This is a genomic window from Allosphingosinicella sp. (genome assembly GCF_046295735.1).
GTDB lineage: Bacteria > Pseudomonadota > Alphaproteobacteria > Sphingomonadales > Sphingomonadaceae > Allosphingosinicella.
In genome coordinates this window covers 35,407-60,957 of the sequence record NZ_JBKBMQ010000014.1, presented here as the reverse complement: position 1 = coordinate 60,957, position 25,551 = coordinate 35,407, and the positions used below count along the sequence as shown (strand labels likewise).

At 67.1% G+C, this 25,551-nt stretch carries 36 protein-coding genes; 5 read left to right on the top strand and 31 right to left on the bottom strand.

Going from position 1 to position 25,551, the window contains the following annotated elements; all coding sequences use genetic code 11:
* The first annotated feature begins 6 nt into the window (after positions 1-6).
* Both ACK4K7_RS13370 and ACK4K7_RS13365 read left to right on the top strand, forming a co-directional pair.
* Complete coding sequence (locus ACK4K7_RS13370; protein WP_431866729.1) at positions 7-1,695, top strand: flotillin family protein; 1,689 nt, start codon at positions 7-9, stop codon at positions 1,693-1,695.
* A 232-nt stretch (positions 1,696-1,927) separates the two neighbouring features.
* The gene (locus ACK4K7_RS13365; RefSeq protein ID WP_431866727.1) at positions 1,928-2,206 is read left to right on the top strand and encodes a hypothetical protein; all 279 of its coding nucleotides are present in this window, start codon (positions 1,928-1,930) and stop codon (positions 2,204-2,206) included.
* Between the two features lie 117 nt (positions 2,207-2,323).
* Here ACK4K7_RS13365 and ACK4K7_RS13360 read toward each other — a convergent pair whose 3' ends face one another.
* From ACK4K7_RS13360 to rpsL, 28 genes are all read right to left on the bottom strand, one after another.
* Positions 2,324-2,830 (bottom strand): ATPase, encoded by a 507-nt coding sequence (locus tag ACK4K7_RS13360; protein WP_431866725.1) that lies wholly within the window; start codon positions 2,828-2,830, stop codon positions 2,324-2,326.
* A gap of 199 nt (positions 2,831-3,029) precedes the next feature.
* Entirely contained in the window at positions 3,030-3,680 is a 651-nt protein-coding gene (locus ACK4K7_RS13355) for an adenylate kinase (RefSeq protein ID WP_431866724.1), read from the bottom strand.
* Complete coding sequence (gene secY / locus ACK4K7_RS13350) at positions 3,677-5,044, bottom strand: preprotein translocase subunit SecY (RefSeq protein WP_431866722.1); 1,368 nt, start codon at positions 5,042-5,044, stop codon at positions 3,677-3,679. Before secY ends, ACK4K7_RS13355 begins: the two co-directional genes overlap by 4 nt.
* Before the next feature lie 111 nt (positions 5,045-5,155).
* Positions 5,156-5,689: a 50S ribosomal protein L15 gene (gene rplO / locus ACK4K7_RS13345; RefSeq protein WP_431866720.1), complete on the bottom strand. Its 534-nt coding sequence runs from the start codon at positions 5,687-5,689 to the stop codon at positions 5,156-5,158.
* A gap of 133 nt (positions 5,690-5,822) precedes the next feature.
* A complete protein-coding gene (gene rpmD, locus ACK4K7_RS13340; protein ID WP_431866718.1) occupies positions 5,823-5,999 on the bottom strand; it encodes a 50S ribosomal protein L30 in 177 nt (58 codons plus the stop codon).
* 6 nt (positions 6,000-6,005) lie between these two features.
* Positions 6,006-6,734 carry a 30S ribosomal protein S5 gene (rpsE, locus tag ACK4K7_RS13335; RefSeq protein ID WP_431866717.1) on the bottom strand — a complete coding sequence of 243 codons (729 nt, stop codon included), beginning with the start codon at positions 6,732-6,734 and terminating at the stop codon, positions 6,006-6,008.
* A 2-nt stretch (positions 6,735-6,736) separates the two neighbouring features.
* Positions 6,737-7,090 (bottom strand): 50S ribosomal protein L18, encoded by a 354-nt coding sequence (rplR, locus tag ACK4K7_RS13330; protein WP_431866715.1) that lies wholly within the window; start codon positions 7,088-7,090, stop codon positions 6,737-6,739.
* A gap of 3 nt (positions 7,091-7,093) precedes the next feature.
* On the bottom strand, positions 7,094-7,627 hold the full coding sequence (gene rplF / locus ACK4K7_RS13325) for a 50S ribosomal protein L6 (protein ID WP_431866713.1): 534 nt from the start codon (positions 7,625-7,627) through the stop codon (positions 7,094-7,096).
* A complete protein-coding gene (rpsH, locus tag ACK4K7_RS13320; protein WP_431866711.1) occupies positions 7,627-8,022 on the bottom strand; it encodes a 30S ribosomal protein S8 in 396 nt (131 codons plus the stop codon). Before rpsH ends, rplF begins: the two co-directional genes overlap by 1 nt.
* Positions 8,023-8,033: 11 nt before the next feature.
* Positions 8,034-8,339: a 30S ribosomal protein S14 gene (gene rpsN, locus ACK4K7_RS13315; RefSeq protein ID WP_431866710.1), complete on the bottom strand. Its 306-nt coding sequence runs from the start codon at positions 8,337-8,339 to the stop codon at positions 8,034-8,036.
* A gap of 39 nt (positions 8,340-8,378) precedes the next feature.
* Positions 8,379-8,960: a 50S ribosomal protein L5 gene (gene rplE / locus ACK4K7_RS13310; RefSeq protein ID WP_431866708.1), complete on the bottom strand. Its 582-nt coding sequence runs from the start codon at positions 8,958-8,960 to the stop codon at positions 8,379-8,381.
* A complete protein-coding gene (gene rplX, locus ACK4K7_RS13305) occupies positions 8,953-9,273 on the bottom strand; it encodes a 50S ribosomal protein L24 (protein WP_431866706.1) in 321 nt (106 codons plus the stop codon). Before rplX ends, rplE begins: the two co-directional genes overlap by 8 nt.
* A gap of 4 nt (positions 9,274-9,277) precedes the next feature.
* Positions 9,278-9,646, bottom strand: a complete 369-nt coding sequence (gene rplN, locus ACK4K7_RS13300) for a 50S ribosomal protein L14 (protein WP_114954646.1) — start codon at positions 9,644-9,646, stop codon at positions 9,278-9,280.
* Between the two features lie 74 nt (positions 9,647-9,720).
* Positions 9,721-10,017 (bottom strand): 30S ribosomal protein S17, encoded by a 297-nt coding sequence (gene rpsQ / locus ACK4K7_RS13295; protein WP_431866704.1) that lies wholly within the window; start codon positions 10,015-10,017, stop codon positions 9,721-9,723.
* A 12-nt stretch (positions 10,018-10,029) separates the two neighbouring features.
* Positions 10,030-10,239: a 50S ribosomal protein L29 gene (rpmC, locus tag ACK4K7_RS13290; protein WP_431866702.1), complete on the bottom strand. Its 210-nt coding sequence runs from the start codon at positions 10,237-10,239 to the stop codon at positions 10,030-10,032.
* A gap of 1 nt (position 10,240) precedes the next feature.
* Positions 10,241-10,672, bottom strand: a complete 432-nt coding sequence (gene rplP, locus ACK4K7_RS13285; RefSeq protein WP_431866701.1) for a 50S ribosomal protein L16 — start codon at positions 10,670-10,672, stop codon at positions 10,241-10,243.
* Positions 10,673-10,684: 12 nt separating this feature from the next.
* Entirely contained in the window at positions 10,685-11,380 is a 696-nt protein-coding gene (rpsC, locus tag ACK4K7_RS13280) for a 30S ribosomal protein S3 (RefSeq protein WP_431866699.1), read from the bottom strand.
* 3 nt (positions 11,381-11,383) lie between these two features.
* Entirely contained in the window at positions 11,384-11,764 is a 381-nt protein-coding gene (gene rplV, locus ACK4K7_RS13275) for a 50S ribosomal protein L22 (protein ID WP_431866697.1), read from the bottom strand.
* A gap of 3 nt (positions 11,765-11,767) precedes the next feature.
* Complete coding sequence (rpsS, locus tag ACK4K7_RS13270; protein WP_431866695.1) at positions 11,768-12,043, bottom strand: 30S ribosomal protein S19; 276 nt, start codon at positions 12,041-12,043, stop codon at positions 11,768-11,770.
* Positions 12,044-12,045: 2 nt separating this feature from the next.
* Positions 12,046-12,882, bottom strand: coding sequence for a 50S ribosomal protein L2 (gene rplB, locus ACK4K7_RS13265; RefSeq protein ID WP_431866694.1), 837 nt, complete (start codon positions 12,880-12,882; stop codon positions 12,046-12,048).
* A 10-nt stretch (positions 12,883-12,892) separates the two neighbouring features.
* Positions 12,893-13,207 carry a 50S ribosomal protein L23 gene (locus ACK4K7_RS13260; protein WP_431866693.1) on the bottom strand — a complete coding sequence of 105 codons (315 nt, stop codon included), beginning with the start codon at positions 13,205-13,207 and terminating at the stop codon, positions 12,893-12,895.
* On the bottom strand, positions 13,200-13,826 hold the full coding sequence (rplD, locus tag ACK4K7_RS13255; protein WP_431866690.1) for a 50S ribosomal protein L4: 627 nt from the start codon (positions 13,824-13,826) through the stop codon (positions 13,200-13,202). Before rplD ends, ACK4K7_RS13260 begins: the two co-directional genes overlap by 8 nt.
* A 3-nt stretch (positions 13,827-13,829) precedes the next feature.
* Positions 13,830-14,582, bottom strand: coding sequence for a 50S ribosomal protein L3 (rplC, locus tag ACK4K7_RS13250; RefSeq protein ID WP_431866796.1), 753 nt, complete (start codon positions 14,580-14,582; stop codon positions 13,830-13,832).
* Positions 14,583-14,854: 272 nt separating this feature from the next.
* Positions 14,855-15,166 (bottom strand): 30S ribosomal protein S10, encoded by a 312-nt coding sequence (rpsJ, locus tag ACK4K7_RS13245; RefSeq protein ID WP_028969184.1) that lies wholly within the window; start codon positions 15,164-15,166, stop codon positions 14,855-14,857.
* 206 nt (positions 15,167-15,372) lie between these two features.
* Positions 15,373-16,563 (bottom strand): elongation factor Tu, encoded by a 1,191-nt coding sequence (gene tuf, locus ACK4K7_RS13240; protein WP_431866689.1) that lies wholly within the window; start codon positions 16,561-16,563, stop codon positions 15,373-15,375.
* A 112-nt stretch (positions 16,564-16,675) separates the two neighbouring features.
* Positions 16,676-18,748, bottom strand: coding sequence for an elongation factor G (gene fusA, locus ACK4K7_RS13235; RefSeq protein ID WP_431866687.1), 2,073 nt, complete (start codon positions 18,746-18,748; stop codon positions 16,676-16,678).
* 42 nt (positions 18,749-18,790) lie between these two features.
* Positions 18,791-19,261, bottom strand: a complete 471-nt coding sequence (gene rpsG, locus ACK4K7_RS13230; RefSeq protein ID WP_431866685.1) for a 30S ribosomal protein S7 — start codon at positions 19,259-19,261, stop codon at positions 18,791-18,793.
* A 151-nt stretch (positions 19,262-19,412) separates the two neighbouring features.
* Complete coding sequence (rpsL, locus tag ACK4K7_RS13225) at positions 19,413-19,784, bottom strand: 30S ribosomal protein S12 (protein ID WP_106639566.1); 372 nt, start codon at positions 19,782-19,784, stop codon at positions 19,413-19,415.
* Between the two features lie 311 nt (positions 19,785-20,095).
* On the opposite strand from rpsL, the gene ACK4K7_RS13220 reads away from it, so the two are divergent.
* The 3 genes from ACK4K7_RS13220 to ACK4K7_RS13210 all read left to right on the top strand — a co-directional run bounded on the left by ACK4K7_RS13220 (position 20,096) and on the right by ACK4K7_RS13210 (position 22,608).
* A complete protein-coding gene (locus ACK4K7_RS13220; protein WP_431866684.1) occupies positions 20,096-21,382 on the top strand; it encodes an amidohydrolase family protein in 1,287 nt (428 codons plus the stop codon).
* A gap of 91 nt (positions 21,383-21,473) precedes the next feature.
* A complete protein-coding gene (locus tag ACK4K7_RS13215) occupies positions 21,474-22,067 on the top strand; it encodes a DUF4142 domain-containing protein (protein WP_431866682.1) in 594 nt (197 codons plus the stop codon).
* A 133-nt stretch (positions 22,068-22,200) separates the two neighbouring features.
* Entirely contained in the window at positions 22,201-22,608 is a 408-nt protein-coding gene (locus ACK4K7_RS13210) for a cupin domain-containing protein (protein ID WP_431866680.1), read from the top strand.
* A gap of 15 nt (positions 22,609-22,623) precedes the next feature.
* On the opposite strand, the gene ACK4K7_RS13205 is transcribed toward ACK4K7_RS13210, so the two are convergent.
* From ACK4K7_RS13205 to lpdA, 3 genes are read right to left on the bottom strand one after another with little or no spacing between them, the layout of a single operon-like run.
* Positions 22,624-23,253, bottom strand: coding sequence for a trimeric intracellular cation channel family protein (locus ACK4K7_RS13205; protein WP_431866678.1), 630 nt, complete (start codon positions 23,251-23,253; stop codon positions 22,624-22,626).
* A 28-nt stretch (positions 23,254-23,281) separates the two neighbouring features.
* Entirely contained in the window at positions 23,282-24,049 is a 768-nt protein-coding gene (locus tag ACK4K7_RS13200; protein ID WP_431866676.1) for a TonB family protein, read from the bottom strand.
* Positions 24,050-24,058: 9 nt separating this feature from the next.
* Positions 24,059-25,453: a dihydrolipoyl dehydrogenase gene (gene lpdA / locus ACK4K7_RS13195; protein ID WP_431866674.1), complete on the bottom strand. Its 1,395-nt coding sequence runs from the start codon at positions 25,451-25,453 to the stop codon at positions 24,059-24,061.
* Positions 25,454-25,551 lie beyond the last annotated feature (98 nt).

Here is a 25,551-nt window from a genome sequence, read left to right as displayed (position 1 = left end):
AATGACATGATCGAACTGGCCATCTATGGGGGCAGCGTCCTCGCGGCCCTCTTGACCATCGGCTTCATCGTCACCCGGCTCTACCGCCGCGCGACGAAGGAGATCGGCTTCGTCCGCACCGGCTTCGGCGGCGAGAAGGTGGTGATCAACGGCGGCGCGATGGTGCTTCCGGTGCTGCACGAGACGATGCCGGTCAATCTCAACACCGTCCGCCTCGCCGTCGAGCGCAAGAACAGCGACGCGCTGATCACCTCGGACCGCATGCGCATCGACGTGAAGGCCGAATTCTACGTCCGCGTGCGGCCCGACCGCGATTCGATCGCCACCGCCGCCCAGACGCTGGGCCTGCGCACCATGCAGCCGGAGCATCTGAAGGAGCTGATCGAAGGCAAGTTCGTCGACGCGCTCCGCTCGGTCGCGGCCGGCATGACGATGAACCAGCTGCACGAACAGCGCGCCGACTTCGTCCAGAAGGTGCAGCAGGTGTCGAGCGCCGATCTGGCGATGAACGGCCTGGAGCTGGAGAGCGTGTCGCTGACCGGCCTCGACCAGACCTCGATCGACCATTTCAACGCCAACAACGCCTTCGACGCCGAGGGCCTCACCAAGCTCACCGAGCAGATCGAGCTTCGCCGCAAGACCCGCAACGACATCGAGCAGGAGACCCGCGTCCAAATCGAGGCGAAGAATCTGGAGGCCGAGCGCCGCAGCCTGGAGATCGCGCGCGAGACCGAGTTCGCGCGGCTGGAGCAGGAGCGCGAGGTCGAGGTGCGCCGCGCCGCGCAGGTCGCCGAAGTGGCGCAGGAGCAGGCGGTCCGCCAGCGTGAGGCCGAACAGGCGCGCATCGCCGCGAAGCGCGAGGTCGACAGCGCCCAGATCGAGGCGAGCCGGGTCGTCGAGCAGGCGAAGATCGCCCAGGCCCAGGCGGTCGAGATCGCGCGGCAGGAGCAGCAGATTGCCGTCCAGAACAAGAGCCGCGAGGAAAGCCAGGCCAAGGCGGTCGCCGACAAGGCGCGCGCCGAGGCGGTCGCCGCCGAGGAACGGGTCGCCACCGCCCGCGATACCGAAGTCGCCGAGCGCCACAAAAGGATCGAGCTGATCGAGGCGTCGCAGCGGGCCGAGCGCGAGGCGATCGCGATCAAGGTCGCGGCGGAGGCCGAGAAGGAAGCGGCCGCGAACCGCGCCTCGGCGGTGAAGCTCGCCGCCCAGGGCGAGGCGGAGGCCGAGAAGCTCCGCGCCGAGGCCGCCCGCGTCCGCTTCGAAGTGGAGGCGGCGGGCCAGCGCGCCGTCAACGAGGCGGCCAACATCCTCTCTTCCGACCAGATCTCGCTCCAGACCAAGCTCGCGCTCCTCAAGGTGCTGCCGGAAGTGGTGCGCGAGGCGGCCAAGCCGATGGAGGCGATCGACTCGATCAAGATCGTCCAGGTGGACGGGCTGACCGGCGCCGGCTCGGCGGGAGCGGTCGCGGCCGATGGCGAGGCGGCGGCGGGCGGCAATCTGGCGTCGAGCGCGGTCGCCGCGGCGCTTCGCTACCGCGCCCAGGCGCCGATCGTCGACGGACTGATGAAGGAGCTGGGCTTCGACGGCTCGACGCTGGAGAATCTGGTGGCCGGCGCGACGCAGAAGCCGGCCGAGGAGCCGGCCCTCACCGTCCTTTCCGCGCCGGAAGAGGAGACGCCGCCCAAGGCGGAATGAGGAGGCCTGCGCAGGCGACTTGGTCGGCGCCTCTTCTCATAGGCCGTGTCGCCCTCACCCCAACCCTCTCCCGGGGGAGAGGGGGCTCGAGGGCGGAACGCGTGGAAAGCCCTCTCCCCATGGGAGGGGGTTGAGTGAGGGTCGCCGTCGCAGCGGCTCTCCGTAATGTCCCGCACTTATCGCCGTCTCGCGCGTTTGCTATATTGGAGACGACGATCCTGGAGTGTGGACGATGAAACCGATCTATCTGACGCTTGCCGCCGGCCTTACCGTCGCCGCGGTCGCGCTCGCGATCGGCGGCCTCGCGCCCGCATCGGCGCAGTCGAAGGGCGGCAAAGCCAAGACGCCGGACAATTGGTCCTACGAGGTGCGCGACGGCCGCCGCGTTCCGCGCGGCAATCGCGTCACCAATCCCGACGGCAGCTGGCGCGAGGAAATCCGCCAGGGCGACTGCACCGTCATCAAGACGATGAGCGCCGACGGCGAATATCGCGAAGTGCGGGAGTGCTGAGGGGAGACGGGTCAAGCGGCTCCCCACGCGGCGTCATTCCGGCGAAGGCCGGGATCTCGTTTCCACCGCCCTAACCAAGAAAGTGAGATCCCGGCCTTCGCCGGGATGACGAGGGCCTCACTGCGCCAGCAGCGCCGCCAGGCGGGTAAGTTGCTGGTTGAGAACGGCGTCGACCGGGGCCGCCCAGCTTTCGGCGCCGCTCACCTTGTAGGTCTGGACGATCTCGGTGCCGCCGCCCGGGGCCGCGCGCAGGGTCCAGCTGAGGATGCCGGAGACCGCCTCGCCCTGCAGCGGCCCGAGCCCGCCTTCCATCCGGAGCAGGGCGCCGGGCCGTGCCTGCACCACGCGCATATGCGCCACGCCGCCGCCGTCCGCGGGCGTCGCCTCGCAGAAGCAGCCGCCGGCGCGCGCGTCGAGGCTCAGATTGGCGGCATCTCCCGAATAAGTGTGCGCCGGGTCCCACCAGCTCCCGATCCGCGTCAGCGCCGCATAAGCCGCGGCGGGCGCCGCTGCGACGGTGACCCGGTTTTCGGACACGAAGCCCGGCGGACCGGCAGAGACGACTTCGGCGCCGGCGGGAGCGGCGAGTGCCGCGGCGAACAGGATCGACAACGAGACCTTCATGGGCGCCTCCTGGAACAGGAGGAGAGTAGCCGATCCGGGCGGCGGTGAACATGGCGGGCCACGTCTCGATCGCAACCGTCATCCCGGCGAAAGCCGGGATCTCTCTTCCTGGGGCGGGGCGGAAGAAATGAGATCCCGGCTTTCGCCGGGATGACGGTGGTTCGTCGGGATGACGAGGGGTGGGCGGTTCGCGCGCCCCTCAGCGGGCGTCGAGGATGGCGGCGATCTGGTGGGTGACGTCGTCGATCGGGGCCATGCCGTCGACGCGGCGGATGAGATCGCGGCTTTCGTAATAAGGGAGGATGGGCTGCGTCTTGGCGCGATATTCGGCCATGCGGTTGCGCACCGTTTCCTCATTGTCGTCGGGCCGGCGCCGGAACTGCTCGGACCCGCAGACGTCGCACAGCGTCGGTATCATCGGCTGCTTGTAGCGTTCGTGATAGCCCTCGCCGCATTTGGCGCAGGAAAAGCGGCCGGTGATGCGGTCGACCAAGGCGTCCTCGTCCACCCGGAGCTCGATCACATGGTTGAGCTTCATCCCCTTCTGCCCGAGCAGCCGGTCGAGCGAGCGCGCCTGCGCGTCGGTGCGCGGATAGCCGTCGAGGATGAAGCCCCGCTCCACATCGTCCTGGTCGAGCCGGTGGGACAGGATGCCGGTGACGATGTCGTCCGACACCAGCTCGCCCGCGTCCATCACCGCCTTGGCCTTGAGGCCGATCTCGGTGCCGGCGGCGACCGCGGCGCGCAGCATGTCGCCGGTCGAAAGCTGCACCATCCCCCGCCCCTGCTCGAGGCGCGCGGCCTGGGTTCCCTTGCCCGCCCCCGGGGGCCCCAGCAGGATGATGTTCACCGGCCGCGGCCTCCCTTCAGCTTCGCCTTCTTGATGAGGTCGCCATATTGGTGCGCGATGAGGTGGCTCTGGATCTGCGTCACCGTGTCCATCGTCACGTTGACGACGATGAGCAGCGAGGTGCCGCCGAGATAGAAGGGGATGCCGGCCTGCGCGACCACGAATTCGGGGATGAGGCAGATCAGCACCAGATAGGCGGCACCCGTCACCGTGATCCGGTTCAGCACGTAACCGAGATATTCCTCCGTGCGCTTGCCGGGCCGGATGCCGGGGATGAAGCCGCCATATTTCTTCAGATTCTCCGCCGTCTCCTCGGGATTGAACACGACCGAGGTGTAGAAGAAGCAGAAGAAGGCGATGCCGAGGCCGTAGAGCAGCATATAGAGCGGCGCGCCGTGCTGCAGCGCCTGCGTCACCCGGATGACGACGTCGCCCCAGAAGGTGTCGGCCGTCTCCTGCTGCCCGGCGAACTGGGCGATGGTGAGCGGCATCAGCAGCAGCGAGGAGGCGAAGATCGGCGGGATCACGCCGGCCGTGTTCACCTTCAGCGGAAGGTGGGAACGTTCCTGCTGCATCTGGCCACGCGCCGTCTGGCGCTTGGGATATTGGATCAGCACCCGGCGCTGCGCCCGCTCCATGAAGCAGATGAACAGGATGAGCGCGGCCACCAGCACGATGATCATCATGATGGTGAAGCCGGACATGGTGCCGGTGCGGCCGCCTTCGAACAGCTGCGCCAGCGAGGTGGGCAGCTGGGCGACGATGCCGGCCATGATGATCAGCGAGATGCCGTTGCCGATGCCGCGGCTGGTGATCTGTTCGCCCAGCCACATCAGGAACATGGTGCCGCCGACGAGGCTGATCACCACCGTGATGCGGAACATGTAGCCCGGATCGATCACCGCCGACTGGCCCTGGCCCGCGCCCCAGCTTTCGAGGCCCACCGCCATGAACCAGCCCTGGATCGCGCACAGGAACACCGTGCCGTAGCGGGTATATTGGTTGATCTTCTTGCGCCCGCTCTCGCCCTCTTTCTTGAGCTGGCCGAGCGTCGGCGACATCGAGGTCGCGAGCTGCATCACGATCGACGCGGTGATGTAGGGCATGACGCCGAGCGCGATGAGGCTCATCCGCTCCAGGCTGCCGCCCGAGAACATGTTGAAGAAATCGAGCACGCCGCCCTGGGTCTGCTGGAACAGGTTCGCGAGCGCGGTCGGGTCGATGCCGGGCAGCGGCACGAAGGACAGCAGCCGGAAGATGATCAGCGCACCGAGCGTGAACCACAGCCGCTTCTTGAGATCGGTGGCCTTGGCGAAATTGGCCAGGCTCAGATTGGCGGCCAGTTGTTCGGCGGAGGATGCCATGGTGGTTGGTGACCCTGAAATGAGAAGGCGGCGGGTGGACAGAAAGTGCCCCCCGCCGCCCCATATAATGATCGGTGCAGGCTTGTCAGCCTGCCGTCCGAAAAAGCGGGATCAGGCTTTCGCCTTGTCCAGGCGGGCCTGGCGGGTCTTGCCCTTCTTGGCCGCGGCCTTTTCGGCGGCCGGAACCACCTCGATCAGCTCGACCGAGCCGCCGGCGGCTTCCACCGCCTGACGGGCGCCCGCCGACGCGCCGGCGACGCGGAACGCCAGCTTCGCGGTGAGGCTGCCCTTGCCGAGCAGGCGCACGCCGTCCTTGCCGCCGCGGGCGAGGCCGGCGGCCTTCAGCGCGTCATGATCGATCGTGCCGTCGGCCGACAGCTTGCCGGCGTCGAGCGCCTTCTGGACGGCGCCCAGATTGACCTCGGCGAAGTCCTTGCCGAACGGATTGTTGAAGCCGCGCTTCGGCAGCCGCATGTGGAGCGGCATCTGGCCGCCTTCGAAGCCGTAGATCGAGACGCCGGAGCGGCTGGTCTGGCCCTTCTGGCCGCGGCCCGCGGTCTTGCCGACGCCGGAGCCGATGCCGCGGCCGACGCGGACGCGGCTCTTGCGGGCACCGGGATTGTCGCGGAGATCGTTCAGTTTCATGTCTTGCACTCGCTTTCGCTATGTTCGCGCTGCGCCGGGAGAGCCCGGCGTCATCCCGGCGAAGGCCGGGATCTCGTTTCCAAACCCCATTGCCCGGAAAGGCAGCGAGGTCCCGACCTTCGCCGGGACGACGTTATTCGGCCACCGTCACCATATGCTGCACCCGGCGGATCATGCCGCGGACCTCGGGGGTGTCCTCCAGCTCGACCGTCTTGTGCATCTTGTTGAGGCCGAGACCGATCAGCGTCTTGCGCTGGTCGGGCTGGCGGCGGATCGGCGAGCCGACCTGCGTGATCCTGATCTTGGCCATCAAAGCTTACTCCGTCACCGCCTCGGCCTCGGCCGAAGCTTCGGCGCCCGACAGGCCGGCGCGACGCGCCATCAGGTCGGCAATCTTCCTGCCGCGGCGCTGCGCCACCGACTTGGGGCTGGTCTGTTCGCCGAGCGCCTCGAAGGTCGCCCGGATCATGTTGTAGGGGTTGGACGTGCCGACCGACTTGGTCACCACGTCGGCAACACCCAGGCTTTCGAACACCGCGCGCATCGGACCGCCGGCGATGATGCCGGTGCCCTGCGGGGCCGAGCGGACATAGACGCGGCCGGCGCCGAAATGGCCCATGCCGTCATGGTGCAGCGTGCGGCCTTCGCGCAGCGGCACGCGGACCATCGCCTTCTTGGCCGCCGCGGTCGCCTTGGAGATCGCCTCCGGCACTTCGCGGGCCTTGCCGTGGCCGAAGCCCACGCGGCCCTTGCCGTCGCCGACCACGACCAGAGCCGCGAAGCCGAAGCGCTTGCCGCCCTTCACCGTCTTCGAGACGCGGTTGATGTGGACGAGCTTCTCGATCAGCTCCTCGCCCTCTTCCTCGCGTCCGCGACGATCGTCGCGGCGTCCGCGCCCGTCACGGCCGCGGCCGCCGTCGCGCCCGCCGCCGCGTCCGCCGCGGGGACCGCGCTCGCGCCGGCCTTCCGGCGCGGCGTCCTGGACCTGCGTCTCCTGGACGGGACCGTCCTGGACGGCGGCGCCCTGGTTGTTTTCGTCAGCCATTCTTAGAACTCCAGTCCGCCCTCGCGGGCGGCATCGGCGAGGGCCTTCACGCGGCCGTGGAACAGGAAGCCGCCGCGATCGAACACGACGGTGGTGACACCCGCGGCCTTGGCGCGCTCGGCGATCCGCCGGCCCACGTCCTGCGCGGAGGCGACGGTCGCGCCGGTCTGGTCGCGCACGTCCTTCTCCAGCGTCGAGGCGGAGGCCACGGTGCGGCCTTCGGCATCGTCGATGACCTGGGCGTAGATGTGCCGGCCGGAACGGTGCACGGACAGGCGCGGACGACCGCCCGCGCGCTTGCGGAGCGAGGTCCGGACGCGCTGGCGGCGCCGGTCGAAGAGAGAGAGTTTCGCCATGGCTTACTTCTTCTTGCCTTCTTTGCGGAAGATATACTCGCCGCGATACTTGATGCCCTTGCCCTTATAGGGCTCCGGCTTGCGCCACCGGCGAATCTCGGCGGCCACCTGGCCGACCTTCTGCCGGTCGATGCCCGAAATCTCCACCGTGGTCTGGTCCGGCGTCTTGATCTCGATGCCTTCCGGCACCTCGATGTTGACGTCGTGGCTGAAGCCGAGCTGCAGGCGCAGGTTCTTGCCCTGGACCGCGGCGCGGTAGCCGACGCCGGTGATCTCCAGCGTCTTGGTGAAGCCTTCGGTGACGCCGGTCACGAGATTCTGCACCAGCGTGCGCTGCATGCCCCAGAAGGAACGGGCGCGCTTGGTGTCGTTCGCCGGCTGCACCGAAATGCCGCCGTCGCCGATCTCGTAGCTGATGTCGTCGACCATGTTGAGGCTGAGGGTGCCCTTGGGCCCCTTCACCGACAGCGTCTGGCCTTCAGTGGTCGCGGTGACGCCGGACGGCAGCGCGACCGGCCTTTTCCCGATGCGTGACATTAGAATACCTCCGCCAGCACCTCGCCGCCGACATTCTGGTCGCGCGCTTCCGCGTCGGACAGAACGCCCTTCGGCGTCGAGACGATGGTGATGCCAAGGCCGTTGCGGACCCGCGGCAGGTCCTGCGCGCCTGAATAGACCCGGCGGCCGGGCTTGGACACGCGGGACAGATGCTGGATCGCGGGCTGGCCCTCGAAATATTTCAGCTCGATCCGCAGGCCCGGGTGCGCGCCCAGCGCTTCCTCGCTGTAGCCGCGAATATAGCCTTCGCGCTGCAGAACATCGAGGACGCGGACGCGCAGCTTCGAGGCCGGCGTCACAACGCTGTCCTTGCGGGCCTGCTGGCCGTTGCGGATGCGGGTGAGCATATCACCCAAAGGATCGGTCATCGGCATGGTCTATATCCTTACCAGCTCGACTTCGTGAGACCGGGGATCAGGCCCTTGTTGCCCAGTTCCCGCAGCATCACGCGCGACAGTCGGAATTTGCGATAATAAGCGCGCGGGCGCCCGGTGACCTCGCAGCGGTTGCGGACCCGGGTGGGGTTCGCGTTGCGCGGGATCTCGGCCAGCTTGAGCCGGGCGATCAGACGCTCGGTCTCATCGCGGCTCTCGTCGTCCGCGATCGCCTTCAGCTTCGCATATTGGCCGGCATATTTCTTCACCAGCTTCTTGCGACGCTCGTTCTTGTTGATGGAACTCAGTTTCGCCATGACTTAAGTTCTCTTCCTTTCTCGAGGAGCAGGCCGGCCTCAGGCCGCCTGCTTCTGATCCTGTTCGGCCGGGAAGGGGAAGTTGAAGAGGCGCAGCAGCTCGCGCGCTTCCTCGTCCGTCTTCGCGGTGGTGGTGACGATGATGTCCATGCCGCGCACCTTGTCGATGCGGTCATAGTTGATTTCCGGGAAGATGATCTGTTCCCGAAGACCCATCGCGTAATTGCCCCGGCCGTCGAACGACTTCGGGTTGAGGCCGCGGAAGTCGCGCACGCGCGGCAGCGCGATCGTGACCAGCCGGTCGAGGAACTCGTACATCCGGTCGCGGCGCAGGGTGACCTTGACGCCGATCGGCATGCCTTCGCGCAGCTTGAACTGGGCGATCGACTTCTTCGCCTTGGTGATCACCGGCTTCTGGCCCGCGATCAGCTCCATCTCGGACGCGGCGGTCTCGACGCGCTTCTTGTCCTGGGTCGCCTCGCCGACGCCCATGTTCAGCACGATCTTCTCGAGCCGCGGGATCTCCATCCGGTTCTTGTAACCGAACTTCTCCATCATCGCCGGAGCGATGCGCTCATCATAGTCGCGCTTCAGGCGCGGCGTGTATTTGGCCTCAGCCATTGATCGTCTCCCCGGACCGCACTGCGACGCGGACCTTGTTGCCGTCGCGGACCTCGAACCGGACGCGCGTCGGCTTGCCGGTCTTCGGATCCTCGATCGCCACCTTCGACACGTGAAGCGGCGCTTCCTTCCTCTCGAGCCCGCCCTGCGGGTTGGCCTGGCTCGCCTTGCGGTGGCGGGTGATCACGTTCACGCCCGACACCACGACCTTGCCTTCCTTAGGCAAGGCGCGGACGACCTCGCCATGCTTGCCCTTGTCCTTGCCGGACAGGACGACGACCTTGTCGCCTTTCTTGATCTTCGCAGCAGCCATGACCTTACAAGACCTCCGGCGCGAGGGAGATGATCTTCATATGCTTCTTCGCGCGCAGTTCGCGGACGACCGGCCCGAAGATGCGGGTGCCGATCGGCTCCTGGTTGTTGTTGACGAGGACGGCCGCGTTCGAATCGAAGCGGATCGTCGAACCGTCGGGGCGGTGGATGTCCTTGGCGGTGCGGACGATGACGGCCTTGTGGACGTCGCCCTTCTTCACGCGGCCGCGCGGCGCCGCTTCCTTGACGGAAACGACGATGATGTCGCCGACGCCCGCGAAGCGCCGCTTGGAGCCGCCCAGCACCTTGATGCACTGGACGCGCTTAGCGCCGCTGTTGTCGGCGACGTCGAGGTTCGACTGCATCTGGATCATCGATCCATTCCTTCTTTCACTTCAACCGGGACGCGCCCGGCGATCAGCTTCTAAAAACCGGCAGGGCCGGGAACTTACGCGTCCGCCTTCTCGGCGGCTTCGGCCTCGGCCCTGGTCTCTTCCGGGGTGGCGTGCATGTTGACGCGCCCGACCACGGTCCAGGTCTTCAGCTTCGAGATCGGCCGCGTCTCCTCGATGCGGACGGTCTCGCCTTCGCGATACTCGTTGCCCTCGTCATGGGCGTGATACTTCTTCGACAGCTTGATGATCTTGCCGTAGAGCGGGTGCTTCACCCGCCGCTCGACCTTGACCACCACGGTCTTGTCCGTCTTGTCCGACACCACGGTGCCGGTGAGAACGCGCTTCGGCATCTCTGTTACTCCTTAGCCCTGGGCCTGAGCGGCGCGGGCGCGCTCGTTCTGCAGCGTCTTGATCTGGGCGATGGTGCGGCGCACCTCGCGGATCCGCGACGGCTTCTCGAGCTGGTTGGTGGCGGCCTGGAAGCGCAGGTTGAACTGCTCGCGCTTCAGCTGCGCCAGCTCGTCGGTCAGCTGGTCGTCGGTGCGGGTCTTGAGATCGTCGATCTTGGCCATCTTATTCGTCCTCGAGCAGCGACTCGCCCAGCCGGGCGATCACTTTCGTCTTGATCGGAAGCTTCTCGGCCGCGCGCTCGAAGGCGGTCTTGGCGAGCGGGCCGGGGACGCCGTCCAGCTCGAACAGGACGCGGCCCGGCTTCACGCGGGCGACCCAATGCTCCGGCGAGCCCTTGCCCGAGCCCATGCGGACCTCGGCCGGCTTCGACGAGACGGGCACATCCGGGAAGATGCGGATCCACAAGCGGCCCTGACGGCGGATGTGGCGGGTGATCGCGCGGCGGGCCGCTTCGATCTGCCGCGCGGTGATCCGCTCCGGCTCCATCGCCTTCAGGCCATAGGCGCCGAAATTGAGCGCCGTGCCGCCCTTGGCGTCGCCATGGATGCGGCCCTTGAAGGCCTTGCGGAACTTGGTGCGTTTCGGTTGCAGCATTTCTTTTGTTCCTTAACGCGCCGGGCGGACGCCGGAGGTCTGAGCCTCCATCATCAGCCGATCCTGTGCGAGCGGGTCGTGACCGAGGATCTCGCCCTTGAAGATCCAAACCTTGACGCCGCACACGCCATAAGCGGTGTGGGCGGTCGCCTCGGCATAATCGACGTTGCCGCGCAGCGTGTGCAGCGGCACGCGGCCCTCGCGATACCATTCGGTGCGCGCGATCTCCGCGCCGCCGAGACGGCCGGCGCAGGTGATGCGGATGCCCTCGGCGCCGAGGCGGAGAGCGGACTGAACCGCGCGCTTCATCGCCCGGCGGAACGCCACGCGGCGCTCCAGCTGGTCGGCGACGCCCTGGGCGACGAGCTTGGCGTCGATCTCGGGCTTGCGGATCTCGACGATGTTCAGCGACACGTCGCTGGAGGTCATCGCGGAGAGCTGCTTCCGGAGCTTTTCGATGTCCGCGCCCTTCTTGCCGATGATCACGCCGGGGCGCGCGGCATAGATGGAGACGCGGCACAGCTTCGCCGGACGCTCGATCACGACCTTGGAGATCGCGGCCTGCGGCAGCGCCTTCATGATGAAGGTGCGGATCTTCAGGTCCTCGAGCAGCAGCCGGCCGTAATCGTCGCCTTCGGCGAACCAGCGGCTGTCCCAGGTCCGGTTGATCTGCAGGCGGAGCCCGATCGGAGAGGATTTCTGACCCATGGGTTACGCTTCCTGGCTGGCCTCGCGCACGACGATGCGCACGCGGCTGAACGGTTTGACGATGCGGGCCGAACGGCCGCGGGCACGCGGCGTCCAGCGCTTCATCGAGATGCTCTTGCCGACCGACGCCTCGGCGACGACCAGGCTGTCGACGTCGAGATTGTGGTTGTTCTCGGCATTGGCGACCGCGGACGCGAGCACCTTGCGCACGTCGACCGCCATCGCCTTCTTGGAGAAGGAGAGGATGTTGAGCGCTTCCTCGACCTTGCGGCCGCGGATCAGGCCCGCGACCAGGTTGAGCTTCTGCGCCGAGCCACGGATCATCGTGCCGACGGCGAGCGCTTCATTGTCCGCCACGCGGCGGGGAGCTGCCTGCTTGCCCATGGCTTACCTCTTGCCCTTCTTGTCGGCGGCGTGGCCCGGGAAGAAGCGGGTGGGAGCGAACTCGCCCAGCTTCATGCCGACCATGTCCTCGTTGACCGAGACCGGGATGAATTTACGGCCGTTGTAGACGTTGAACGTCAACCCGACGAACTGCGGCAGGATCGTGGAGCGGCGCGACCAGGTCTTGATCGGCGCGCGGCCACCGGCTTCCTGCGCGGCTTCGGCCTTCTTCAGAAGGCTGAGCTCGACGAACGGACCTTTCCAGACGGAGCGGGCCATTGTTACCTCTTCTTCTTCGCGTGGCGCGAACGGATGATCATCTTGTCCGTCGCCTTGTTGTTGCGGGTGCGCGCACCCTTGGTCGGCTTGCCCCAGGGGGTGACCGGGTGACGGCCGCCCGAGGTGCGGCCTTCGCCGCCGCCGTGCGGGTGGTCGACCGGGTTCTTCGCAACGCCGCGGGTCAGCGGACGGCGGCCCATCCAGCGGCTGCGGCCGGCCTTCGCGAAGTTCTGGTTCTGGTTGTCCGGGTTCGACACGGCACCGACGGTGCCCATGCAGTCCGAACGGATATAGCGCTGCTCACCTGAATTGAGCCTGACGATCACCATCCCGCGGTCGCGGCCGACCACCTGGACATAGGTGCCCGCCGAACGCGCGATCTGGCCGCCCTTGCCCGGCTTCATCTCCACATTGTGGACGATGGTGCCGACCGGCATCTGGCCCAGCTCCATGGCGTTGCCCGGCTTCACGTCGACCTTGCGGCCGGCGACGATCGTGTCGCCCGGCGCGAGCCGCTGCGGCGCGATGATATAGGCCTGCTCGCCATCCTCGTAGCGCACCAGCGCGATGAAGGCGGTGCGGTTGGGATCATATTCCAGCCGCTCGACGGTGGCCGGAACGTCCCACTTGCGACGCTTGAAGTCGATGAAGCGGTAGCGCTGCTTGTGGCCGCCGGCGATGCCGCGCGAGGTCACATGGCCCTTGTTGTTGCGACCGCCGGTCTTCTTCTTGCCTTCGGTCAGCGCCTTGACGGGCTTGCCCTTCCAAAGCGCCGACTTGTCGACGAGGATCAGGCCGCGCTGCGCGGGGCTGGTCGGGTTATATTGCTTGAGTGCCATCGCTCGCGCCTCAGATACCGGTGGTGACGTCGATGGTCTGGCCTTCGGCCAGCGTCACGATCGCCTTCTTCATGTCCGAACGCTGATAGGGACGACCCTTCCAGCGCTTGGTCTTGCCCTTCTGGGTGAGGGTGTTGACGCCGGTCACGTTGACGCCGAACAGCGCCTCGACCGCCGCCTTGATCTGCGGCTTGGTGGCATCGCCCGCCACCTTGAACACGACCGCATTGTGCTCGGAGAGCAGGGTCGTCTTCTCGGTGATGTGGGGGGCGAGCACGACATCGTAATGGTTGATGTCGACCGCCTGCTGCTTCTTCTTAGCCATTGAACCGCGCCTCCAGGCTTTCGACGGCCGCGCGGGTCAGAACCAGCGTCTCGTGCCGCAGGATGTCGTAAACATTGGCGCCGACCGCCGGGAGAAGGTTGATCTCGCGGAGGTTGGACGACGCCTGGGCGAAGCCGACGTTGAGCGCCTCGCCGTCGATCACCAGCGCCGTCTTGCCGAAGCCGAGCTTGCCGAGCCGCTCCTTGAGCGCCTTGGTCTTGGCTTCCGTGACGTCGAGATTCTCCATGACGATCAGCTGGCCGTCGCGGGCCTTGGCCGAGAGCGCCATCTTGAGACCGAGCGCGCGAACCTTCTTGTTCAGCGACGGGTTGAAGTCGCGAACGCGGGGTCCGTGCGCCTTGCCGCCGCCGATGAAGATCGGGGCGCGCCGGTCGCCGTGACGGGCGGTGCCGCCGCCCTTCTGGCGGCCGAACTTCTTGCCGGTGCGGGCGACGTCGCTGCGTTCGCGGGCGGCGCGGGCGGTGCCGCGGCGCTTCTCGAGCTGCCAGGTTACGACGCGGTGCAGGATGTCGGCGCGCGGCTCGACGCCGAACACGGCCTCGTTGAGCTCGATGTCGCCCTTACCCGTGGCGTCGAGGGTCTGAACCTTGACCTTCATCGTTTAGCCTTCCTGGGCTTCGGTGGCTTCCGGAGCGGCGGCTTCGGCCGGCGTCTCAGCGGGAGCTTCGTTGGCATTGGCGGCCTGGCGGATGCCGGCCGGATAGGGGGCGCCTTCGGGGCGGGTGACCTTTACCGCGTCCTTGACGAGCAGCCAGCTGCCCTTGTGGCCCGGCACCGAGCCCTTGACGAAGATGAGGCCGCGGTCGGCGTCGGTGCGCACGACCTCGAGATTCTGCTGGGTGCGGTTGCGGGCGCCCATGTGGCCGGCCATCTTCTTGTTCTTGAAGACGCGGCCCGGATCCTGGCGCTGACCGGTCGAACCGTGGGCACGGTGCGAGATGGAGACGCCGTGGGTGGCGCGCATGCCGCCGAAGCCCCAGCGCTTCATCGCGCCGGCAAAGCCCTTGCCCTGCGTCACGCCCTGGATGTCGACATACTGGCCGGCGACGAAATGGTCGGCCGACAGCTCGGCGCCGACGTCGAGGAGCGCATCCTCGGCGACGCGGAATTCGACGACCTTCGCCTTGGGCTCCACTTCGCCCTTGGCGAAATGGCCGCGCTCCGGCTTGGTGAGGTTCTTCGCCTTGGCGGTGCCGGCGCCGAGCTGCACGGCGGCATAGCCGTCGCGGTCGATCTCACGGCGGGCGACCACCTGGACATTGTCGAGCGCCAGGACGGTGACGGGCACGTGGCGCCCATCGTCCTGGAATATGCGGGTCATCCCCATTTTCTTCGCGATCACGCCGGTGCGCATGACCAAACTCCTCATGACAGAGGCCCCCGAAGACGATCTCCGGGGGCGTGCTAGCCCAAAAAATATGCGTGCCCCGCTGGGCTAATTTCCTCGCCGAGGCGGGGAATGCGGGGGACGCAGGCCACGGCAGAAGCCGTGCGGTATCCCTGTATCCTTCGTCGCCCCGGCGAAGGCCGGGGCCTCAGGTCGGAAAGACGCTGGGTCCTTTCCGACGAGATCCCGGCCTTCGCCGGGACGACGCGTTTGCCGAATTTCCTCGGCGTGCCGGCTCCTTAGGCCAGCTTGATCTCAACATCAACACCCGCGGCGAGATCGAGCTTCATCAGCGCGTCGACCGTCTGCGGCGTCGGCTGAACGATGTCCAGCAGGCGCTTGTAGGTGCGCACCTCGAACTGCTCGCGCGACTTCTTGTCGACATGGGGCGAACGGTTGACGGTGAACTTCTCGATACGCGTCGGCAGCGGAATGGGCCCGCGAATAAGAGCGCCGGTGCGCCGAGCGGTGTCGGCAATGTCGCCCGTGGCCTGATCGAGCACACGATGATCGAACGCCTTCAGGCGAATCCGGATATTCTGCGTTTCCATGTCCATTTACCGATGCGAAAGAGCCAAGCCCCCGAAGGAGCGAAACAAATACCTTACGAAACGCGTCGCCCCGGCGCGGGCCGGGGCCTCGATGCGGAAAGGCTCGCGCCTTTCACCCGACGATATCCCGGCTTTCGACGGGATGACGCTGACAAATTCGGCGGGCCGCGCGAATCCCTGGGGAGCCGCGCGGCCCGTGCCCTATATTACTTCGTGATCTCGGCGACAACCCCCGCGCCGACGGTCCGGCCGCCTTCACGGATGGCGAAGCGCAGACCCTGGTCCATCGCGATCGGCGCGATGAGCTTGACCTGCAGCTGCACGTTGTCGCCCGGCATCACCATCTCGGTGCCTTCCGGCAGGACCACTTCGCCCGTCACGTCGGTCGTGCGGAAGTAGAACTGCGGACGGTAGTTGGCGAAGAACGGCGTGTGACGGCCGCCTTCGTCCTTCGAGAGGACATAGACCTCGGCCTGGAAGTCGGTGTGCGGCGTGATCGAGCCCGGCTTGGCCAGAACCTGGCCACGCTCCACCTCGTCACGGCCGACGCCGCGCAGCAGCGCGCCGATATTGTCGCCCGCCTGGCCCTGATCGAGCAGCTTGCGGAACATCTCGACGCCGGTGACGACGGTCTTCTGGGTGTCCTTGATGCCGACGATCTCGACTTCCTCGCCCACCTTGACGATACCGGTCTCGACGCGGCCGGTCACGACGGTGCCGCGGCCCGAGATCGAGAACACGTCTTCGATCGGCATCAGGAACGGACGGTCGAGCGGACGCTCCGGCTGCGGGATGTAGCTGTCGACGGCCTGCATCAGCTCCAGGATCGCGTCATGCCCGATCTTGCGGTCGCTGTCCTCGAGGGCGGCGAGCGCCGAACCCTTGATGACCGGGATGTCGTCGCCCGGGAAGTCGTAGGACGAAAGCAGCTCGCGGATCTCGAGCTCGACGAGCTCCAGCAGCTCCTCGTCGTCGACCTGGTCGACCTTGTTCATGAACACGACCAGCGCCGGAACGCCGACCTGGCGGGCGAGCAGGATGTGCTCGCGGGTCTGCGGCATCGGGCCGTCGGCGGCCGACACCACCAGGATGCCGCCGTCCATCTGCGCGGCGCCGGTGATCATGTTCTTCACATAGTCGGCGTGGCCCGGGCAATCGACGTGGGCGTAGTGGCGGTTCTCGGTCTCATATTCGACGTGCGCGGTCGAAATGGTGATGCCGCGCTCGCGCTCTTCCGGCGCCTTGTCGATATTGTCGTAGCTGGTGAAGGTCGCGCCGCCCGTTTCGGCGAGGACCTTGGTGATCGCCGCGGTGAGCGACGTCTTGCCATGGTCGACGTGACCGATGGTGCCGATGTTGCAATGCGGTTTCGTCCGCTCAAACTTAGCTTTCGCCATTGTTGTCCTACCTTCTTCTCAAAATTCCCTCGACCGCCCCCGCCCGACGGCGGCTGGATCGAAACTCTGGTGAATCACCGGGAGGTGGCCGCACCTAGCGGCTTTCTCCCGCTTACGCCAGCTTCGCCTTCACCTCGTCGGCGACGTTCTGCGGCACTTCGTCATAGTGCGAGAACTGCATCGTGTACTGGGCGCGGCCCTGGGTGAAGGACCGCAGCTCGTTCACGTAGCCGAACATGTTGGCGAGCGGGACCATGGCTTCGACCACCTGGGCATTGCCCCGGCTGTCGGTGCCTTGGATCTGGCCGCGGCGGCTGTTGATGTCGCCGATGACGTCGCCCAGATAATCCTCCGGCGTCACCACTTCGACCTTCATGATCGGCTCGAGCAGCGTGATGCCGGCCTTCTGGGCGGCTTCGCGCATGGCGCCGCGGGCGCAGATCTCGAACGCGAGCGCCGAAGAGTCGACGTCGTGATACTTGCCGTCGATCAGGTGCACCTCGAAGTCGATGATCGGGAAGCCGATCAGCGATCCGGTCTCGGCCGTCTCGCGCATGCCCTTTTCCACCGACGGGATATATTCGCGCGGAATGTTGCCGCCCTTGATCTCGTCGAAGAACTGGAAGCCCGAACCGCGCTCGCCCGGCTTCACCTGAACCTTTACTTCGCCGAACTGGCCGGAGCCGCCCGACTGCTTCTTGTGGGTGTAGGTGAGCTCGACCGGCTTCTTCAGATATTCGCGATAGGCGACCTGCGGCGCGCCGACATTGGCGTCGACCTTGAACTCGCGCTTCATGCGGTCGACCAGGATCTCGAGGTGGAGCTCGCCCATCCCCTTGATGATGGTCTGACCCGATTCGTGGTCGGTCGAGACGCGGAAGCTCGGATCCTCGGCGGCCAGGCGGTTGAGGGCGATGCCCATCTTCTCCTGGTCGGCCTTGGTCTTCGGCTCGACGCTGAGCTCGATCACCGGATCCGGGAACTCCATCCGCTCCAGGATGATCGGCGCGTTCGGCGCCGACAGGGTGTCGCCCGTCGTCGTGTCCTTGAGGCCCGCGATGGCAACGATGTCGCCGGCATAGGCTTCATCGATGTCCTCACGGCTGTTGGCATGCATCAGCAGCATGCGGCCGATCTTTTCCTTCTTGTCCTTCACCGTGTTGAGGACGGTGCCCTTCTCGAGCTTGCCCGAATAGATGCGGGCGAAGGTGAGCGAGCCGACGAACGGATCGTTCATGATCTTGAAGGCGAGCGCCGAGAACGGCGCGCTGTCGTCCGCCGGACGCGTGTCCGGGGTCTCGCCGTCCAGCTTCAGGCCTTCGACCGCCGGAATGTCGAGCGGGCTCGGCAAATAGTCGACCACGGCGTCGAGCAGCGGCTGGACGCCCTTGTTCTTGAACGCCGAGCCGCACAGCACCGGCACGAACGAGAAGTTCAAGGTGCCCTTGCGGATCAGCTTCTTGAGCGTGGCCGCATCCGGCTCCTCGCCGCCCAGATAGGCTTCCATGATGTCGTCGTCCTGCTCGACGGCCATCTCGATCAGCTCCATGCGGGCTGCCGCGGCGGCGTCGGCGAGGTCGGCGGGGATGTCCTGATATTCGAACTTCGCGCCGAGGCTCTCCTCGAGCCAGATGATGGCGCGGTTCTCGACCAGGTCGACGAGGCCCTTGAAGCCGCCTTCGATGCCGATCGGGAGATAAAGGACGGCCGGGCGCGCGCCGAGGCGATCCTTGATCATGTTCACGCACATCTCGAAGTTGGCGCCGGTGCGGTCGAGCTTGTTGACGAAGCACATCCGCGGCACTTTGTACTTTTCGGCCTGGCGCCACACCGTCTCGGACTGCGGCTCCACGCCGGCGACGCCGTCGAAGCAGGCGACCGCGCCGTCGAGCACGCGCAGCGAACGCTCCACCTCGATGGTGAAGTCGACGTGGCCCGGCGTGTCGATGATGTTGATCCGGTGATCGTTCCAGAAACAGGTCGTCGCGGCCGACGTGATCGTGATGCCGCGCTCCTGCTCCTGCTCCATCCAGTCCATGGTGGCGGTGCCCTCATGGACCTCGCCGATCTTGTAGGACTTGCCGGTATAATAAAGGATGCGCTCGGTCGTCGTCGTCTTGCCGGCATCGATGTGGGCCATGATGCCGATGTTGCGGTAGCGCTCGAGCGGATGGCTGCGGGCCATGATCTTGTCTCCAGGCCGGGCGTCCGGCCCGGCGTTAAGTTGTTACCAGCGGTAATGCGAGAAGGCGCGGTTGGCTTCGGCCATCCGGTGCGTGTCCTCGCGCTTCTTGACCGCGTTGCCGCGATTGTTCGACGCGTCGAGCAGCTCGCCCGAGAGACGGCCGGCCATCGTCTTCTCGCTGCGCGCGCGGGCGGCGCTGATCAGCCAGCGGATGGCGAGCGCCTGGGCGCGCTCGGTGCGGACCTCGACCGGCACCTGGTAGGTGGCGCCGCCGACGCGCCGCGAGCGGACTTCGATGCCCGGCTTCACGTTGTTCAGCGCATCGTGGAACACCTGCAGCGGGTCCTTCTTGGCGCGGGCTTCGACATTGTCGAGCGCGCCATAGACGATGCCTTCGGCGACGGACTTCTTGCCGTCGAGCATGACGGAATTCATGAACTTCGACAGCACGACGTCCCCGAACTTCGGATCGGGGAGGATTTCACGCTTTTCGGGACGGCGACGACGAGACATTCTTCTCTTCCTTTATGCTTCAGCCTGGTCCGGAACCCGTCCGGGGCTTACTGTTCTTGATCGTCACCCCGGCGAAGGCCGGGGTCTCGTCGGGTGAAAGGCTCGACCCCTCTCCCCGAGGTCCCGGCCTTCGCCGGGACGACGCGCTGACTTACTTCGGACGCTTGGCGCCGTACTTCGAGCGGCTCTGCTTGCGGTCCTTGACGCCCTGCGTGTCGAGAACGCCGCGCAGCACGTGGTAGCGCACGCCCGGAAGGTCGCGCACACGGCCGCCGCGGATCAGGACGACGCTGTGCTCCTGAAGATTGTGGCCCTCGCCGGGGATGTAGCTGATCACTTCGCGCTGGTTGGTCAGGCGCACCTTGGCCACCTTGCGCAGCGCCGAGTTCGGCTTCTTCGGGGTCGTCGTGTAGACGCGGGTGCAAACGCCGCGCTTCTGCGGGTTCGCTTCCATCGCGGGAACCTTCGAGCGCGCCTTCTGCGGCTCGCGACCCTTGCGGATCAGCTGATTGATCGTCGGCATGAAGCCCTTCACTTCCTTAAGTTACTTTACTGTCACGCAAAATGCGCAAAGGACCCGGCGGCCAGACTGGCCCCCCAGGCCTTTTGCGAGCGCACAGCAATGTTCAAGCTCTGTGCCCTGTGAGGAAGCGTCTGGCTTGCACAAGCCACCACCAGCCCCGGGCGAGGCGGCCTATAACCGCCGGAGGGATATGGGTCAACGGGGGAAGTTTGCAAGCGGGCGCGCGCCCGCGGCGCGAGCGAAGCCTCTGGCGGCGGCCGCGCCGGGCGGCTAACCGTTCGCGACGACAGCCCCATCGGAGCCCTTTTCCCATGCGCAAGCTCTTCGCCGCCTGTTCCATCGCCATCGCCGCGCTCGCCACCGCGCCCGCTTCCGCCGAGACGGTGGTGGTGACGGCCGACCGGTTGGTGGACGTGCTCGCCGGCCGCACGGTCGAGCGGCCGGTGGTGGTGATCACCGACGGCCGCATCGTCTCGGTAGTCGGCGAAGGCGCGGCCCGCCCGGTCATCCCCGAAGGCGCGACCCGCATCGACCTGCCGGGCAAGACCCTCCTCCCCGGCCTCATCGACATGCACGTCCATCTCGACAGCAATCCGCGCTACGGCGGCTATACGCGGCTGCGCTTCACCGACCATTTCTGGACGGCGCAGGGCGTCGCCAATGCGCGCGCGATGCTGGAGGCGGGCTTCACCACCATCCGCAACGTCGGATCGCGCGACTTCTCCGATGTCGGCATCAAGGAAGCGATCGAGGAAGGGATCATCGAAGGCCCGCGCATCGTGCCCGCCGGCCACAGCCTGGGCGCGACCGGCGGCCATTGCGACAACAACCTCCTGCCTCCCTCCTACCAGGCGACCCGCGGCGGCGTCGCCGACGGACCGCAGGCGCTGCGCAGCCGCGCCCGCGAGCAGCGCAAATATGGCGCCGAGGTGATCAAGGCCTGCGCGACCGGCGGCGTCTTTTCCCGCAACACCGGCGTCGGCCAGCAGCAGCTGACGCTGGAGGAGCTGAGCGCGATCGTCGCCGAGGCGCGCCAGCTGGGCATGACCACCGCCGCCCACGCCCACGGCACGGAAGGGATCAAGGCCGCGATCGAGGCGGGCTTCACCACCATCGAACATGCCAGCTTCCTGGACGACGAGGCGATCCGGATGGCGATCCGCCGCGGGACCTTCCTGTCGATGGACATCTACAACACCGAATATACGCTGGCCGAGGGGGAGCGGAACAACGTCCTTCCGGAGAATCTGGAGAAGGAACGGCAGGTCGGCACCCGCCAGCGCGAGAGCTTCCGCCGCTCGGTGGAACTCGGCGCGCGCCACGTCTTCGGGTCCGACGCGGGGGTCTATCCGCACGGCACCGGCGGCCGCCAGTTCGCGCGGATGGTGCAGTTCGGGATGACGCCGATGCAGGCGATCCAGGCCGCGACCGCCAACGCCGCCGAAGCGCTGGCCCGCACCGCCGACCTGGGCGCGATCGCCCCCGGCCGGTTCGGCGACATGATCGCCGTGGACGGCGATCCGCTGCGCGACATCAGCCTTCTCGAAAGCGTGCCGGTGGTGATCAAGGGCGGCCGGCTGGTCGTCGACCGGCGGTAGCAGGAGGAGCGGCAGAGCTGTTGTTCCGGCGGCGGAACGGCCCGGCGCGTCTCACGTTGATCGGCCGAACGACCCAATGGAAGGAGAGCTTATGCGGATCGCCCTGATGACGGCCGCGGCCGGCGCGCTGGCGCTTGCCGCCTGCGGCACCGGCGGGGATGCCGGCGCCGCGAACGATCAGCAGGTGGTGCCGGGCGAGCCGGTCACCAACATGCAGGCCGAAGCGGTGCCCGCCGCGGTGAACGCGATAGAATATGCCAATCTGGTCGCCGCGAGCGACCGGTTCGAGATCGAGAGCGCGGAGATCGCGATCGAGCGGGCGGACAATGAAGAGGTGCGCGAGCTTGCGCGCATGATCCTCCAGGACCACCGCCAGTCGACCGAGCGGCTGCGCCAGGCGGCCGCCGGGGCCCAGATCCAGCTTCCCGCCGAGCCCCGCTTGTCGGAAGACCAGCAGCGCGACCTTGACGCGCTGCGCGGCCTCTCCGGCGCGGATTTCGACCGCACCTGGACGGTCCAGCAGGTCGCCGCCCATGAAAAGGCGATGGGGCTCGTCACCGGCTATCTCTCCACCGCCGACAATCAGGCGATGGCCGATCATGCCAACAGCGTGGCCGGACCGATCAACCAGCATCTGATCCGCGCCCGCGACCTCGCCAAGCGGCTGCAGGAAGGCGGCCGCTGACGCTTTCGCGCGCCGGTCCTTCGGAACCCGGCATCGCCGGCGGGGATTACCTGCCGGGGCGAACGCCGCCGCTTGACCCTGCCGCGGCGCGTCCCACCTGAGACCGGTGCGCAGACGTAACGAGGAAGATGTCATGAAGAAGGGATATGTCGACAATATCGAGCGGGCGACGCTGGAGAACGCCGATTTCCGGCGGGTGCTCTACACCGCCCGCAACCTCCAGCTCGTGGCGATGACGCTCCCTCCCGGTTGCGACATCGGCGAAGAGGTGCACGAGGATGTCGACCAGTTCTTCCGCTTCGAGGAAGGCGAGGGCGAGGTCCATATCGACGGTAAGGTGCACCGGGTGGAGGACGATTTCGGTGTCATCGTGCCCGCCGGCGCGCGCCACAATGTGGTGAACACCGGGTCGGAGCCGCTGAAGCTCTACACCATCTACGGCCCGCCCGAGCACAAGGACGGCACCGTCCACAAGGACCGCGAACAGGCCGAGCGCGACCATGACAACGACCATTTCGACGGTCGTACCACCGACGGCTGAGGGACCGCTTCGGCCTCAGCTGCGATAGGCCGGGAGCGACCAGCCCCGCGCGATCGCCGCGTCGCGCAGGGTGAAGCCCGCCAGCGCGGCGATCGCGCCGGCCAACGCGCCCGGCACGCCCGCGGCGGCCAGCCCGACCATCAGCGCCGCCGACAAGGCGGCGGCGGTCACGTAGAGTTCGGGCCGCATCAGGATCGACGGTTCGCCGGCGATGATGTCGCGGATGATGCCGCCCACGCAGCCGGTCAGCACCCCCATCGCGATCGCTGGAAGCGGCGCCACGCCGAAGGCCAGGCCCTTGGCCGCGCCGTAGGTCGCATAGGCCGCGAGCCCCGCCGCATCCAGCCACAGGAGCGACGCGCCCCGCCACAGTCCCTTCGGCAGCATCCACACGACCAGGGCGGCGGCCATGCAGATGATCAGGAAGGCGTTGGTGGCGATCCAGAAGACCGGCGCGCCGATCAGCAGGTCGCGCACCGTCCCGCCGCCGACGCCGGTGATCACCGCGAAGAAGATGAAGGTGACGAGCGTCTGCTTCTTCTCCGCCGCGACCAGGGCGCCGGACAGCGCGAACACGGCGATGCCGGCATAATCGAGCCACTGCAGCGCCGGAGCGAGCGCGTCGGGTAGGTGGACGGGAGCCATGCGCCGCCCGCTAGCACAGCCGCTCCCCTTAGGGCAGCCGCCACAATGCGCGCGCCACCGTCTGCGACGGCACCGGAGTCCCGTCGGCTCCCAGTGCCGGCCGGTAGCGGGCCCTCGCCCGATAGAGGCGGCAGGTCGTGCGATCGAGCGCGGCATGGCCGCTCCCCACCGCCACAGCGCATTCCTGCACCCGCCCCTCGGCATTGAGGTCGAGGCGCACGACGACCATCCCTTCCTCGCGAGCCGAACGGGACGCCGTGGGATAATCGTCTACCCCGATTTGCACCGCGACGAGCGGATGAGGCCTGCGCTGCAGGCCCAGCAGGGCTTCGACGTCGACGCCCCATTCCCGCAGCCGGGTCTCCTCGCAGCGCCGGATCCCGTCGATCGCCTCGCCGACCGGCCCCAGCGGGAAGGCGGCGACCGCCGATCCACCCTGCTCCAGGCGAAGCTCCGCAGACGTTGCGATCCGCTGCAGCAGCTCAGATGGCAGGCGGAACAGAGAGAGCCGCTTCTGTCCGCCCGTTTGGAACATCTGGAACGCGGCGTCGCCGATCCGCAACGGCGGCGAATCGAGCACGATCTGAAGTGGTCCTGACGCCGCCGCCCCCGCAAGCGCGGGGCTCGGATCGATCACCGTCAACGCCGCGACACCCGAGTTCGGCGTCACAGCGATCTCCAGACCCGCGCCGTGGGTCGCCAGACATTCGGCGGGCCGATCTTCCAGCCGCCAGTTTTCCGCTACCGGATGCGGTTGCGCGGCCAGCGCGGCAGCCGCGATGAAAGCGAGCGACACCGGCGCGGCTCAGATGTGGATCGGCTTGCCGGTGACCGCCATCGCCGCTTCCTTCAGCGCTTCCGAATGGGTGGGGTGGGCGTGGCAGGTATAAGCGATGTCCTCGCTGGTGGCGCCGAACTCCATCGCCTGGGCGGCCTGGCCGATCATCGTGCCGGCAACCGACGAGATGATGTGGACGCCGAGCACGCGGTCCGTTCGGGCGTCGGCCACCACCTTCACGAAGCCGTCGGTGTCGCGGTTGGTCTTGGCGCGGCTGTTGGCCATCATCGGGAACTTGCCGACCTTCACCTCGCCGCGCGCCTTGGCATCTTCCTCGGTGAGGCCGACGGCGGCGATTTCCGGATAGGTGTAGACGACCGACGGGATCACGTCGTGATTGACGATGCCGATCTGGCCGGCGAGGATTTCCGCCACCGCGACGCCTTCGTCCTCCGCCTTGTGGGCGAGCATCGGGCCGGGCGTCACGTCGCCGATCGCGTAGATGCCCTCGACCCCGGTGCGGAAATCGTGATCGACCTCGATCTGGCCACGCTGGTTGAGCTTCACGCCCGCCGCTTCGAGGTTGAGCCCCTCGGTGTTCGGGCGCCGGCCGATCGCGACCAGCACCACGTCCGCCTCGATCGTCTGCGCTTCGCCGCCCTTGGCGGGCTCGACGGTCAGCGTGACGCCGTCGCCGGTCTTCTCGGCCTTCGTCACCTTGGTCGAGGTGCGCAGCTCGAAGCCCTGCTTCTTGAAGATCTTGGCCGCTTCCTTGCGGACCTCGCCGTCCATTCCGGGCAGGATCTGGTCGAGATATTCGACGACGGTGACCTTCGCGCCGAGCCGGCGCCAGACCGAGCCGAGCTCAAGCCCGATCACGCCGCCGCCGATCACCACCAGGTGGCCCGGCACCTTCGAAAGCTCAAGCGCGCCGGTCGAATCGACGATTCGCTCCTGGTCGATCTCGACGCCGGGCAGCGGCGTGACCGAGGAACCGGTGGCGATGACGATATGCTTCGCCTTGTAGGCGGTCCCGCCGACCTCGAGCGTGCCCTTGTCCTGGAAGCTCGCACGGCCCTTCAGCCAGGTCACCTTGTTCTTCTTGAACAGGAATTCGATGCCCTTGGTGAGCCCGTCCACCGCCTCGCGCCGGCCGCCGTGCATGGCGTCGAGGTCGAGCTCGACCCCGCTCGCCTTGACGCCCCATTTGGCGAGCGTTCCGTGAGCCGCTTCCTCGAACAGCTCGGAGGCATGAAGCAACGCCTTGGAGGGGATGCAGCCGACGTTGAGGCAGGTCCCGCCCAGAGTCTCGCGGCTCTCGGCGCAGGCCGTCTTCAGTCCCAGCTGCGCCGCACGGATCGCCGCCACATAGCCGCCCGGCCCGGCGCCGATCACGATTACGTCGAATTCAGTCTCTGCCATTTCTGCCTCTTCGTCATGCCGGCGAAGGCCGGCATCTCGTCACCGCCGCCTCCGCCTCTGCCCGACGGAGACCCCGGCGTTCGCCGGGGTGACGGTGG